This window comes from Sorangium sp. So ce375, from assembly GCF_051473855.1.
In the GTDB taxonomy this organism is placed as follows: domain Bacteria; phylum Myxococcota_A; class Polyangia; order Polyangiales; family Polyangiaceae; genus Sorangium.
In genome coordinates, this window is sequence record NZ_CP150335.1 from 6,413,294 (window position 1) to 6,426,524 (window position 13,231).

7 protein-coding genes are annotated in these 13,231 nt (G+C 73.9%); 3 read left to right on the forward strand and 4 right to left on the reverse strand.

Annotated elements, in window-relative coordinates; all coding sequences use genetic code 11:
* Window positions 1–59 precede the first annotated feature (59 nt).
* The gene (locus WME90_RS23750) at window positions 60–1,766 is read left to right on the forward strand and encodes a protein kinase domain-containing protein (protein WP_437283463.1); all 1,707 of its coding nucleotides are present in this window, start codon (window positions 60–62) and stop codon (window positions 1,764–1,766) included.
* 210 nt (window positions 1,767–1,976) lie between these two features.
* A complete protein-coding gene (locus WME90_RS23755) occupies window positions 1,977–7,058 on the forward strand; it encodes a translocation/assembly module TamB domain-containing protein (protein WP_437283464.1) in 5,082 nt (1,693 codons plus the stop codon).
* A 64-nt stretch (window positions 7,059–7,122) separates the two neighbouring features.
* Here the strand turns inward: WME90_RS23755 and WME90_RS23760 are convergent, their stop codons facing one another.
* Window positions 7,123–7,620, reverse strand: a complete 498-nt coding sequence (locus tag WME90_RS23760) for a hypothetical protein (protein WP_437283465.1) — start codon at window positions 7,618–7,620, stop codon at window positions 7,123–7,125.
* A 105-nt stretch (window positions 7,621–7,725) separates the two neighbouring features.
* Between WME90_RS23760 and WME90_RS23765 the strand changes: the two genes are divergently transcribed.
* Window positions 7,726–8,484, forward strand: a complete 759-nt coding sequence (locus tag WME90_RS23765) for a class I SAM-dependent methyltransferase (RefSeq protein ID WP_437283466.1) — start codon at window positions 7,726–7,728, stop codon at window positions 8,482–8,484.
* A gap of 18 nt (window positions 8,485–8,502) precedes the next feature.
* Here WME90_RS23765 and WME90_RS23770 read toward each other — a convergent pair whose 3' ends face one another.
* From WME90_RS23770 to pyk, 3 genes are all read right to left on the reverse strand, one after another.
* On the reverse strand, window positions 8,503–9,450 hold the full coding sequence (locus WME90_RS23770; RefSeq protein ID WP_437283467.1) for a hypothetical protein: 948 nt from the start codon (window positions 9,448–9,450) through the stop codon (window positions 8,503–8,505).
* 180 nt (window positions 9,451–9,630) lie between these two features.
* On the reverse strand, window positions 9,631–11,535 hold the full coding sequence (locus WME90_RS23775) for a protein kinase domain-containing protein (protein ID WP_437283468.1): 1,905 nt from the start codon (window positions 11,533–11,535) through the stop codon (window positions 9,631–9,633).
* Entirely contained in the window at window positions 11,532–12,959 is a 1,428-nt protein-coding gene (gene pyk, locus WME90_RS23780) for a pyruvate kinase (protein ID WP_437283469.1), read from the reverse strand. The genes WME90_RS23775 and pyk overlap by 4 nt, the downstream gene beginning before the upstream one ends.
* Between the last annotated feature and the right edge of the window lie 272 nt (window positions 12,960–13,231).

Genomic DNA, 13,231 nt, shown 5'->3' on the forward strand with positions numbered 1-13,231 from the left:
GCGTTGACCCTCGAGAGCGGGCCCCCGTAGAGTGTAGCCTTGCAGCCGACGTGCCCGCTATGAAGACCTGCCCGCAGTGCCATCAGCGTTATCCGGCCGACAGCGCCTTCTGCTTCATCGACGGCTCGTCGCTCGTCTCCGAGAAGGATCCCCGCATCGGGGCATCGATCGCGGGTCGTTACGTCATCGAGCAGGCCCTCGGGATCGGCGGGATGGCCACGGTCTACAGGGCGTACAACAAGCTGATCGGCACCCCGTGCGCCATCAAGATCCTGAACCGCGAGTTCGCGCAGGACACGACGACGCGGGAGCGCTTCCGGCGCGAGGCGCGGCACGCGCAGCGGCTCGCTCACCCGAACATCATCGAGATCTTCGATCAGGGCGACACCGACGACGGGCTGCCCTTCCTCGTGATGGAGCTGCTCCAGGGGACGAGCCTCGCCGACGTGGTAGAGCGCAGCCGCGTGCCGCTCGCGCGCGCCCTGCCCATCTGGGTGCAGATGGCGCGCGCCCTCGGCCGAGCGCACGACTTCGACGTCGTGCACCGCGATCTCAAGCCGGAGAACGTGTTCCTGATGAAGGGCGACTGGGTGAAGCTGCTCGACTTCGGCATCGCCCGGTGCGCGCAGGACGCGCGGCTCACGAACCTCGGAGAGATCTTCGGCACACCGCAGTACATGGCGCCCGAGCGCAGCACGACGATCGACGCGGGCCCCCCGGCGGACCTCTACTCGCTCGGGGTCATCATGTTCGAGATGATCACCCAGCGGCTGCCGTTCGACGCGCCGGATCCGGCGAGCTGGATCCTGAAGCACATGAACGAGCAGCCGCCGCACCTCCAGGAGCTCGCCCCGGAGATGCCGGACGCGCTCGACCGCCTCGTCAGCGCCCTGATGGCGAAGGAGCCCTCCGAGCGCCCCGTCGACGCGTACCGCGTGCTCGCGGAGCTCGAGGAGATCGCGGCCGCGAGCCGGATCGCGCTTCCCCCGCCGCCGGAGGCGATGCCGCGCGACTCGGCGGTGCGGCCCCGGGGCGGCGGGCGCGACCCCTGGGTCAGCCGGCTCGAGCTGTTCGAGCGGATGACGGCCCGCGCGTTCGGCGCGTCCGCGCCCCCGGACTTCCAGCGGCAGCTCGACGCGCTGCGCGGCGTCGTGCGGGAGCACGCCGACCTCCGCTCGAGGGCCCTCGACGAGCAGCGGCGCCTCGAGGGCGTCGCCGAGGAGTGGCGCGACGGCCGGATGCAGATCGGGCGGGCGATGGACGCGCTCACGGTCGACGCCTCGCTCACGCGCGACGAGGCCCGGTCCTTCCGGGCCAGGGTGGCGCCGCTCAACGCGGCGACGCAGGCGTTCATCCCCGAGGTGCTGAGCGCGCACAAGGAGGCCGTGCGCTGGGAGGGCCGGTGCGGGTTCGCCGAGCCCTACCTGGAGCTCGCCGTCAGCTACCGCAAGCTGGCCGAGCTCGTCGAGGGCTGGTATGCGTCGCGCAAGGCGGACTACGAGGCAGAGAGCGAGGCGATCGCCCGCGAGCACGAGGTGGCCGAGGTGGACGCGCAGATCAAGAAGCTGCGCGAGCGCCTCGAAGAGCTCGACCGGCAGCTCGAGGCGCGGCGCCGGGAGTCCCAGGAGCGCATCGCCGAGATCGGGCGGAGGGTCGATCAGCTCGACGCCGAGCTGCTCCACCTGGCCAGCCGCTTCTGCGCGCCGCTCCGATCGAAGCCGGAGCTCGGCACGCTCTTCGTGGAGCTCGAGCGGCTCGCCGGCTGACCGCTCCGCGCCGGCGCGCCTCGGGCGCACACCGTGGCGGCGTGTCGCAGGTCGCGACGTTCCGGCGAGGCCTCCCCCGCGGCGCGCGTGGCTCCGGCGCGGGCGCGCCTCCGCGGAGATCGACCCGGCGGCGCGGCGTTCCTCCGCTGGCCGCTGTCGCGCCGCGCGACAGCACGGTCGCAGCGCCCCGTGCGTACTAAGCTACCCTCCGTGACGCCCGACCCCGCACCCGAGGCGCGGCGCTCCTCGCCGCCGCGCGCGCCGGGACGCGTGCGCCGCGCTGCGTCCACCGTCGCGGCGGCGCTCGGGCTCGCGCTGACGTTCTCCGGCGCCACGGCCGTCGGTGTCGCGCTCCACCTCGACACGCCGGCCGCGCGCCGCGTGGCCCGCGACGCCACGAACCGGCTCCTCGGCTCCCTCTTCCAGGGGCGGATCGTCGCTGACGAGATCGACGCGCTCAGCCTGAGCGGCGTGCGGATCCGATCCGCGGTCGCGCTCGATCCGCAGGGGAACAAGGTGATCCGCGCGAGCGGCCTCGAGGCGCGCGCCGACGTGCTCCCGATGCTCCGCGGCGCGCTCTTCGGCGCTGGCGCGCTCCGCATCGAGATCCCGTACATCCGGGTCGAGCAGGCCGACGTGCTGGTCCAGGACAACGGCGCGGGGGGCGTCACCCTCGGCGACACGTTCACGCCGCTGCCGCCGCGCCGCCCTCCCTCCCCTGCGCCCGCTGGGCCGGCGCGCGACGTCGTCGTCGCCCTGACGCACGTCGAGATCGGACGTGGGTGGGTCCACGGGCAGCTCGCTCCGCCGCGCGCGCTGGACGCCGACGTCAGCCGGCTCTTCGGGTCGGTGCACGTCGGCCCGGAGGGCGTCGCGGTCGACGTCGACCAGACCGGCCTCGTGGATCGCGCGTTCCTGCCGGCCAGGACCGCGGGCACGGCGAACTACCACCTTCGCGCCGGGGACAAGGTCCGGATGTGGAGCAGCTTCGCCGGTCGGCTCGCCGACGTCGAGATCACCGCGCGGGCCGTGCTCGACGAGGAGCACCTCGAGGCGCAAGCGAGCGTCCCGCGCGCCACGCCGGAGCAGCTCCGGAGCCTCCTCCCGGATCACCCCCTGACCGAGCCGGTCTCCGCGCGCGTGGACCTGAACGGCCATCTCCCTCAGCTCGACGTGGTGGCCTCGGCCTCCGCGGACCCTGCCGGCCCGTCGGGCGGCGGCATCTCCCTCGCAGGGCGGCTCGACGTAACGGGGCCCGCGCGGCTCGACGCGGAGGTGCAGGCGCGCGACGTCGATCTGCGGCTCTTCGGCGTGCGCCTCTCGCCCGATGCGGCGAGCGGCGCAGCGCAGGTGCAGACGGGCGCGGCGCCCGTCCCGACCGGAGCGGCGCCCACCCCAACCGCGCCCACCCTGCCCCGCGCCGTACCTTCCCTGACCCACGCCCCGCCCTCCTTGCCCCGCGCTGCAGCCGCCCGGATCCGCGCCGCCGCGCCGAAGCGCGCGCCGGAGCGCGGCGGCGAGCCGGCGGAGGCGGCGCCCGTGCTCACCGCGGACGGCCGGGTGCGCGTCGAGCTGGGCGACGTGCTCCGGCTCTCCGTCGAGGCGCGGACCGAGCCCACCGTGCTGCTCGGCGAGCGCGTGCCGGCGGCGGACGTCCACCTCGTGCTCGACCGCGGCGAGCTCCACGCGCGCGCGCACCTCTACGAGCCGGGCGCGCCGATCGACGCCGCCGTGTCGCTCCTGCCGGGCGGCCAGGGCCTCCGCTTCGCGGCGACGGCCGACATCCCGGCGATCGCCGCGGCGCCGCGCCTCGCCGGGCCCGTCGACGGCGCCGGCCGCGTGCGCGTCGAGGGGAGCCTGCGCCAGGGAGCGCTCGACGCGCGCGTCGAAGGCGCGTTCGCCGGGCTCCGGGTCGGCCAGGACGTCGCGCTCGCCAGCGCGCGCGTCGCGGGGCGGGTCTCCGGGCCGATCGACGCGCTCTCGATCGACGCCTCGCTCTCCGGGAAGGAGGCGCTCGCCGGCGGCCGCACGCTCGACGAGGTCTCCGCGCAGATCTCCGGCCCGCTCACGTCGCCGAAGCTCCGCGCGACCGTCACCGACGGCGACGACTCCCTGAGCGCCTCCGCGCGGCTGAGCTCCGCTCCCGTCGCCCTCCGCGACGTCGAGCTCCAGCTGAAGCGCGACGGCGCCGCGGTCGCGGGAAAGATCACGGCGATCACCCCCTCGGCCGGCGGGCTCGCCGTCGAGGGGCTCGATCTCGCCTCGGCCGAGCTCGGCTCGCTGAAGGGCCGGCTCGCGGTGCGGGGCGATGACCTGACCGGGCGCCTCCGAGGCGACGGCATCGACGTCGGCCGCCTGGCCCGGATGCTCGGGATCCCGCTCCGCGTGCGAGGGCGCGCGGAGGTCGACGTCGCGCTCGATCGGGACCGCGAGGGCGGTCGCTCGGGCCACGTGCGGCTCGCCCTTGCGGAGGGTGAGGTCGCGTTCCTGTCCGGCATCTCGGCGCAGCTCACGGCGAGCTTCGAGCGCGACCAGGTGAAGGCCGACGGGTCCGTGCGCATCGACGCGAGATCGCCGCAGCCGACCGGCGGGAAGCCGCCGGACGGCGCGTGGAGCGGCGCCCCGCCGCGATGCGCCGGCACCCTCGCCAGCGTGCGCGTGTCGAACGCCGAGGGCACGCTGGAGGGGCCCCTCCTGCGCGCGGAGACCTGGACCGCCCTGGTCGGGAAGGCGGAGGTCGCCGCGAACGACTGGGACCTCGGGTGCCTCGCGCAGCTCATGCCGATCGGGCACATCGTGAGCGAGGTGAGCGGCAAGCTCACGACCAGCTTCCGGGTGTCGCGCGCGCCCGGCGAGCCGCTGCCCTCGCTGCAGGACGTGCTCGTGCGGACGCACGGCCTCGCGGTCGCCGGGCCCCATCGGCTGGGCGCCGAGCGCCCGGCCTGGGAGTCGCGCTTCGTCGACGCGCAGCTCAAGGGCTCGTTCAGCGGCGCGACAGGCAGGGCCGACGCCGCGCTGACGCTGTACGACGGCGGGCTGCTCGCCGACGTCTCCGGCGCGATCGAGCTCGATCTCGCGGCGCTCACCGGTCCGCCCGCCGCCCGGTGGTCGTCGTTCCTGCGCGCGCCCATCGCCGCGCACGCCTCTTTCCCCCGGCGCGCGATGGACGAGCTCGCCACGCTGCCCTCGTTCGTGCGCGAGGCGCTCCCGCCGCTCGCCGGCGAGGTGCAGATCGACGCGTACGCCAGCGGCACGCTCGCGCGTCCGTTCCTGACGGCGCGCACCCTGTGGTGGGGCTTCACCTATGCGCCGCCGGTCGCCTCCAGCGCGACGGATCTGCTGTTCCCCACCGACCTCGACGCATGGCTCACGTACGACAGCGAGAAGGCCACGCTGGACGCGCACGTCACGCGCGGCGCGGCCGAGATCGCGACCGTGAGCGCCGAGGTGCTCGCGCCGCTCGGACGCCTGCTCGGGGACGTCCCGGCGCGCGCGCCGAAGGGCGCGCCTCCGCCCCCGGCGTGGACCGGCGCCTTCCGCGCGACGCTGCGCGAGGTCCCGCTCGGCGAGATCCCGCTGCTCGCGGACAGCGGCATCTCCGGCCGCGTGAGCGGGGAGATCGAGATGCGCGGCCTCAACGTCGCGCCGTCGCTCAGAGCGCGCCTCACGGTGCCGGGCGTCAGGCTCGGGAGCGACCTCGCCTTCGAGCGCGGCGTGCTCGCGCTGCGGATCGATCCGAGGCGGAAGGACGGGCGCGGGGAGCTCCGCGTCACCGAGCTCGCGCTCGAGGGCCGGCGCGGGGGCAAGATCCGCGCGAACGCCTTCGCCAGCGTGCGCTTCCGCGACGGGTTCATCCCGGTCCTCGACGGCGAGCGCACGGATATCGCCATCTCCGCGGAGCGCTTCCGGCTCGCGGCGCTCCAGCCGCTGGTCGGCGGGCTGCTGAGCAAGGTCGACGGGACGCTGAACGGCGACCTCCGCGTCGAGCTCGGCGGCCCGTCCGACGCGGATGGTCATCTCCGCGCTCAGCTGGCGGTCACGGACGGCGTCGTGCACATCCCGGAGCTCGGGCAGGAGCTGCGGGACGTGGCGGCCCACATCACGGCCGAGGGCGGGGTCCTCCGGATCGAGGGCTTCCGCGCGGCGGGCACGACCGGGCAGGCGCAGGGCTGGGCGCTGTTCCGGCTCGCCGGGCTCACGCTGCGCGACGGCGCCGGCGCGCTCACCATCGCCGAGGACCAGGCCCTCCCGCTCACGCTCGAGGGGGTGCCGCTCGGGACCGCCTCCGGGGCGCTGTCGTTCATCGCCGAGAAGAAGCCGGGCGAGCTCGCGCTGTACGTGACGGTCCCCACGCTCCGCCTCTCGCTGCCAGCGACGAGCAGCCGCGACGTCCAGCCGCTCGACGAGAACCCCGACATCTCCGTCTCCCACCCGCTCGGGCCGGAGAAGCAGCGGCGCGCTGCGGACGCGCTCCGCTACTCCGCGGTGTTCGACGTGCGCGACGCCTTCGTCGACGGCGCGGGGCTGAGGCTGCACTTGACGAGCACCGACGACGCGCCGCCGCGCGTCGTGATCGGCGAGGACACGCGGGTGTCGGGCGGCATCGTGATCACGCGGGGCGAGCTCGAGATCTACGGCAAGGCGTTCGTGATCGAGGGCGGGCGCGTGCGCCTGCGCGAGGAGGAGGCGTCGAACCCGCACCTGAACGTCACGGCGCACTGGGACGCGCCCGACGGCACGCGCATCCACGTCGCCTACAACGGCAACCTCCGGCCGATCACGGACAGGTCGCTGCGCTTCACCTCGAGCCCGCCGAGCTCGCAGCAGGACATCCTCGCGCGGCTCTTGTTCGGCGCCGATTTCTCGGAGGGCGCGCAGGCCGCGGGCGCCGAGACGCCCGCGGGGCTCGCGGCCGGCGGCGTCGCCGCGTCGGTCGGCAGCGAGATCGCGGCGGCGCAGTTCAACGCGCTGCTGAGCGGCATCGCGCCGCTGCGCGGGCTGACGACCCGCTTCGGGACGACCTCGGAGGGCACGCTCCGGACGAGCGTGGTCTACCGGCTGAACGACGACCTGACGGCGCTGGCCACCTTCCAGGGAGGCGCGCAGCAGAGCTCCTCGACGGGATCGAGCGGGCCGACCCCCGGAGGGACGGCGAGCGAGCGCGGCACGCGGACCGAGGTCACGATCGACTGGCGCTTCAACGAGCACTGGACGCTCCGGGGCACGGTGGGCGTCGATGAGCGCGAGACGACCTCAGGCATGCTCGATCTGCTCTGGCAGTACCGCTACTGAGCCGAGCGCGTCCGCCGCGACGCCGCCCGGCAGCGAGCCCTCTCGGGATCTCCGGCGCGCGGGGCTAACGCGCGGCCCGCGGCGGCAGCCGGACCTCGCGCCCCCCGACGCAGAGCGTGGGCGGCTCTGCCTCGACGAGCAGCGGAGCGAGCTGCGTCTGCGCATGGCGCGAGAAGCGCGCCTCGAGCGCGCCGCTCCGGGCGCGCGCGTACACGACGCCGTCCTCGCCGAGGGAGAGCGTCGCCGGATCGAGCGGCTCCTCCGTGCCGTCGAACAGGAGCAGCGAGACCGCGCCGCCCTCGCCGATCCGGAGCGCATCGACGAAGAGCGGCGCGTCGTCGGCGTGGAAGTAGCACCAGTCGTAGCCGTTCGTGAGGATCGGCCGGCCGTCGTCCGGGTGCCGCCCGATCCAGGACCGGAGCCCGCGCTCGATCGCCGGATGGTCGACCCGGGCGCCGTCGTGCCAGAAGCGGCCCTCGCGATCGAGCCGGATCGAGCTCTCGCGGGAGGTCCCTGGGGGCGGCGCGAAGCGGAAGAAATCGGGATGGTCGCCGGGTTTCATGGGTCACCTCGCCGGAGAGATGCGGCGCGGCGCGGCGCGGCGCAAGCAGCGCGAGCAGCACAAGGAGCGCGGGCCGCCCGAGGCGCGGCGTACTATAGCGGGCCCATGCGAGCCCAGACGGAAGAGGTCGGCACCAACGAGCGCCTGCACGCGACGCGGGCCTACTACGACGAGTTCTCTGCGCGCTACGAGGCCCGGCGCGGGGGGCGCGATCCCGGGGGCTACCACGACCTCGTCGACGCGCTCGAGGTCGACTTCGTGCGCCGCTTCGGCGAGGGCCGCGACGTGCTCGAGGTGGGGTGCGGGACCGGGCTCCTGCTCGCCCGGATCGGCGCGTTCGCGCGCGCCTCGCGCGGGGTCGACCTCTCGCCCGGCATGCTCGCCCGCGCCCGGGAGCGCGGCCTCGACGTCGTGGAGGGGAGCGCGACCGCCCTGCCGTTCGCCGACGAGAGCTTCGACGTCGCGTGCTCGTTCAAGGTGCTCGCGCACGTCGAGGACGTGCGCCGCGCCCTGTCGGAGATGGCGCGTGTGGTGCGGCCCGGCGGGCACGTGATCGCCGAGTTCTACAACCCCTACAGCCTGCGGGGGCTCGTGAAGCGGCTCGGTCCAGCGGGCGCCATCAGCGACTCGACCCGAGAGAGCGCCGTCTTCACGCGCTTCGACGCGCCGAGCGCCGCCGCCGCCCTCATGCCGGAGGGCGTGCGCGTCGTCGCCTCCCGCGGGGTGCGCATCGTGACGCCGTTCGCCGCCGCGATGCGCGTGCCGGGCCTCGGGCGCCTCCTGCACCGGGCGGAGTGGGCGCTGTGCGACACGCCGCTCGCGCAGCTCGGAGGGTTCTGGATCGCCGCCGCGCAGAAGGCGTGAGCCGCGCGGCGCCCCCGGTCAGAACCGGCCGGAGAGCCCCGCGTACAGGCCGCCGGGCAGCACGGAGATCGCCGGCGCGGCGGTGAAGCTCGGGGGCGGCGGCGGCACGGGGCGCGTTCGGAAGGAGACCTTCTCCGGGACGAACGTGATCTGCGCGTGGGCGATCCCGGCCGCGACGAGCGTCGCGAACGCGCCGAAGGCCACGCGGTTGACGGCGGCCGCGGTCCCGATACGGCGGTTCAGCGCGTCGATGTCGACGCTCTGCGCCGAGGGCCTCGGCGAGACGTCGACGTTCTCGTAGCTGGCCAGCGCCAGCGCCGAGACGATCGAGGTCCCGCCGGCGACGGCCTGGCTGACCAGGAAGAACCAGCCGAGCCCATCGTCGCCGTTCTGGAACTGCCCGACCCCGAAGGGCAGCATCGCGGTCCAGCGGGAGTTCTCCGAGACGACGCGCTCGCGCCCGGCGAGGCGATGGATCTCGGCGACCCAGCGGCGCTCATCCTCGTGGCTCCGCTCGATCCGCAGCCGCTCCGCGCGCTGCGCCTCGGCCTTCTGCCGCGTCATCTCCTCGATCCGCGCCCGGAGGCGGGCCCGGATCGCGGTGAACCGATCGATGACCTCGGGCTGGAACACCGCCGGGTTCGGCGAATACACGGGGTTGTCGAGGAGGATCTGCTCGATGTACGCGTCGGCCTCGCTCGTGCGCCTGAGCGCCACGAGCGCCGCGGCGGCGAGGCCGCGCGCCCGCTCGACCATGCCGGGGTCGGAGATCCTGCACGGCTTGCCTTCCGCCTCGATCGGGCCGCGCTCGCAGGGCGCGTTCGCCGCGTCGAGCATCGCCGCGAAGCGGCTCACGGCCTCCTCGTAGTGCCCGGCGTCGAAGCGCGTCTTGGCGAGCTCGAACTGCTGCACATCGTCGGCGCGCGCCGGCCCCGCGGAGCAGAGCGCGAGGGCGGTCGCCGCCATCGCCGCGAGGCGCCGCGGCGCGAGCGAGGCGCGGCGGCCCCCGACCGATGGGAAGCGAGCGCCGGGAGATCTCCTGCCTGGAGTTCGCGCAGCCATGCGGAGGGGTGCGCCGTGATGTAGCGGAGTTTGGGCGGGGATGCTGAGAATTCCGGAGCGGACGCCCCAATGACGGCGATGCCGTCAGCCGGATGGCCAGGAAACGGTGTTCGGCTCGCCGGCCACCAGCGTCACGTTGCCGACGCGCGGCGCGGCCTCCGGCGTCGCGGGCGTGAAGAGGCAGCTCCCGCTCCAGAACACGTCGCTCAAGGTCACGGCCTGCGGCGTACCCGCGTAGCCGATCAGGCCGATCTGCGGACACGCGACCTGCGCGCTCGGCGGCGCGCCGCTCAGGACGACCGTGCTGGGCAGGATCTCCAGCTTGTGGACGACCCGCTGCGGCGCGGAGGCGCCGGGCGTCGGCGCCACGACCGAGATGACCCCCGAGTACGGCCTGCAGCACCGCGAGTTGGGCACGCTGATGTGAACGGTGTGCGCTCCGATCTTGAGGGGCGTGGCCTTGTTCGCGCCGAACCAGCTGACCTCGACGCCATCGAGCACCAGCTTGGCGCCGCTCGGGACGATCTGGAAGATGACGTCGCGCACCGTCGGGACGTCCCCTATCGGCGTGCCCGTGGGCGGGCTCGACGGCAGCGGCGCCCGCGCCCGGGGCCGCGGCGCGCTGGCGAGCTCCGTGGCGCTCGGCGCGACCGCGCGCAGGTTCGGCGACGGGATCAGCGCGTCGATGGGCGCCGGCACCGGCGGATCGGCCGCCGCGATCGCCTCGCCGTCCGCGGGCGGGGGCTCGCGGAGCGCGCGGGCGATTGCAAACGCGGCGAGGCCGAGCGCCACCGACCCGAGCGCGACGATCAGCGCGCGCACCGCGAGCTTCTGCCTGCTGCGGCTCGCGTTCAGCTTCGCGAGCCGCTTGAGGATGGTGAGGTCGTTCGGCGCCAGCGCGAGCGCCCGGTTGTAATCGGCGGCTGCCCCGGGCACATCGCCGCGCTTGCGGCCGGCCTCCGCGCGCGCCACGAGGCGCGGGACGAGCTGCGCGACGTGCCTCTCGGCGTAACCTGCCGGGTCGGCGAAGTAAGCGGCGAGCTCGGCGCGCGGCTCCGCGATGCCGAGCGCCGTGAGCTCGGCCCGGATCTGATCCGCGAGCGCGCGCGGGCTCGCCGCGCGGGCCGCGATGTCGTGCGCGAGGGCGCCGGCGACGATCCGGCTCCAGCGCGCGCCCACGGCGGGTCGCTCGCGCTCGGCCTCCGGGTAGATCCCCTCGATCACCTTGCGGAGCACCTGCGCCGGGTTCTTGCCCTCGAACGGCAGGTGCCCGACGAGACACTCGTAGAACAGCACACCGAGCGCGAAGACGTCGGTGCGCGCATCGACCTCGCCCCCCTCGATCTGCTCCGGCGCCATGTGCGCCGGAGAGCCGAGCACCTGCCCCGTGGAGGTGACGCCCTGGGCGTCGAGGATCTTGGCGATGCCGAAGTCGGTGAGCTTGATGACCACGCTCGCGCCGTCCCGGCTCTCGCCGGCGCGGTCGGACGGCAGCTCGACGAGCACGTTCTCCGGCTTCACGTCGCGGTGGATGATCCCCGACGCGTGCGCGTGCTCCAGCGCGTCGCAGAGCTCGAGCACCACCGCGGCGCCGATCTCGGCCGGCATCTCGCGGTGGGCGCTCAGGATCTTGCGCAGCGTGGCGCCGCGGAGCAGCTCGACGACGAGGTAGCGCTCGCGGTCCTGCTCGCTGGAGACGTCGTACACCTCGACGATGCCGGGGTGGCGCAGCTTCGCCGCCGCGCGGGCCTCGGCGACGAAGCGGGTGCCTACCTCGGCGTTTTCCCGGAGGTGTTTGTGGATGATCTTGACGGCGACCTCGCGGCGGAGCCGCGGGTCGCGGGCGCGGTAGACCGTGGCCATCCCGCCATGGCCTAGCTCCTCGATCAGCTCGTATTTCTCGAGCTTCGGGAGGACTTCTGCGCCCGCGTATCTGGAGAGGGATTCCTGCTCGCCCGACGAGCCCCTATCGCGGGCGGGCAGGCTCATTCAACGACCTTCACCCGAATCGTGTTGGTCGACCCTGAGACGCCGACGGGAGCGCCGAAGATGGTGACGAGCTTGTCGCCCGGCGAGACGAGGCCGTTCGCAAGCAGGTACCCGGTGGCGCGCTCGACCATCTCGTCCGAGTTCCGGAGCGCGTCGACGGGGAACGGCACCACGCCCCAGAGCAGCGCGAGGCGCCGGCGCGTCGTATCGTTCGGCGAGAAGGCGACGATCGGCACGACGGGGCGCGCCTTGGACGCGTACCGCGCGGTGAGGCCGCTCTCGGTGAACGCGACGATCAGCTTCGCGCCGATGTCCTTCGCGATGTCGCAGGCAGCGCGCGCGGTCGCCTCGGGGACGTTGGCGCGCTGCCCGGGCTGCTCGCTCGAGAGGTAACGGTAGAACGAGCTCTGCTCGGCCTCCGTCACGATACGGGCCATCATCCGCACGACGAGCGGCGGGTGCGCGCCGGTCGCGGTCTCCTGCGAGAGCATGACCGCGTCGGTGCCGTCGAAGACGGCCGTCGCCACGTCGCTCGCCTCGGCGCGCGTCGGGCGCGTCGCGGTCACCATCGACTGGAGCATCTCGGTCGCGACGATGACCGGCTTCTGGTGCACGCGGGCGAGGCCGAGGATCTCGCGCTGGATGATCGGCACGCGCTCCGGGTTGAACTCCACGCCGAGATCGCCGCGCGCCACCATCACGCCGTCCGAGGCGAGGATGATCGCCTCGAGGTTGTCGATGGCGCCGGGCGTCTCGATCTTGGAGACGATCGGCGTCGGGCGACCCCAGGCCTCGCAGATGTCGCGGACGTGCCGGACCTCGTCCGCGTTGCGGACGAACGAGAGGGCGACGTAGTCGACCCCCTGCGCAAGGCCGAAGCTGAGGTCGGCCTTGTCCTTGTCGGTCAGCGAGGAGATGCGCACACGCCTGGCGGGCAGGTGGACGCCGACGCGATCGCGCAGCCGTCCGCCTTGCGTCACGCCGGCCTGGACGCGGTCCCCTTCGACCTTGGTCACGGTGACGACGACGCGGCCGTCGTCGAGCAGGACGACATCGCCAGGCTGCAGATCGGACGCGAGCCCCTCATAGAGGATCGGGATCTCGCCGGGCGTCGCGACAGGGCTGTCCCTGTTCGCCTCGGTCAGCCAAACAGAAGCCCCGTCAGCCACCTCGAAGGTGTTGCCGGGGAAGCGACCGGCTCGGATCTTCGGGCCGCAAAGGTCTTGCAGGATCGCCACAGGCTTCCCGCAGGCCTCCGCAGCCGCACGGACCGTGGCGATTGCTTTGCCATGATCCTCATGCGAGCCGTGAGAGAAGTTGAGTCGAGCGACATCCATACCGGCGCGGATGAGCTGCTCCAGCGTCGTTTGAGAGTCACACGAAGGGCCAATGGTACAGACGATTTTCGCTCTGCGTACGAGCACGGGCGGAGCATGCCACGAGCAGGGGTCGCGACACTACCCTGATTGTGAACGAGCCATGCGGACCTCGCCGGATTCCAACAAATCGGCCGGGCGATGAGCCGCTGCGCGGCGCGGCGCACGCGCGCGCGCGCGTCAACGCAACAGCGGAGCGCGACGGCCCGCGCGCGGCTGCGATCCGCGCGCACAGCCGCGGATCGCAGCGAATCGGTGCTCTCTGGGATGTGAGGAGTGAGCGGCGGGGGACCTCGGGGGTGCGCCGCAGCGCGGCATGA

Excerpts from the sequence above, each read along its gene's own strand:
- WME90_RS23765 (WP_437283466.1), top strand. The coding sequence starts at position 7,726 with ATGCGAGCCCAGACGGAAGAGGTCGGCACCAACGAGCGCCTGCACGCG.
- WME90_RS23770 (WP_437283467.1), bottom strand. The coding sequence starts at position 9,450 with ATGGCGGCGACCGCCCTCGCGCTCTGCTCCGCGGGGCCGGCGCGCGCC.
- WME90_RS23760 (WP_437283465.1), bottom strand. The coding sequence starts at position 7,620 with ATGAAACCCGGCGACCATCCCGATTTCTTCCGCTTCGCGCCGCCCCCA.
- WME90_RS23775 (WP_437283468.1), bottom strand. The coding sequence starts at position 11,535 with ATGAGCCTGCCCGCCCGCGATAGGGGCTCGTCGGGCGAGCAGGAATCC.
- WME90_RS23750 (WP_437283463.1), top strand. The coding sequence starts at position 60 with ATGAAGACCTGCCCGCAGTGCCATCAGCGTTATCCGGCCGACAGCGCC.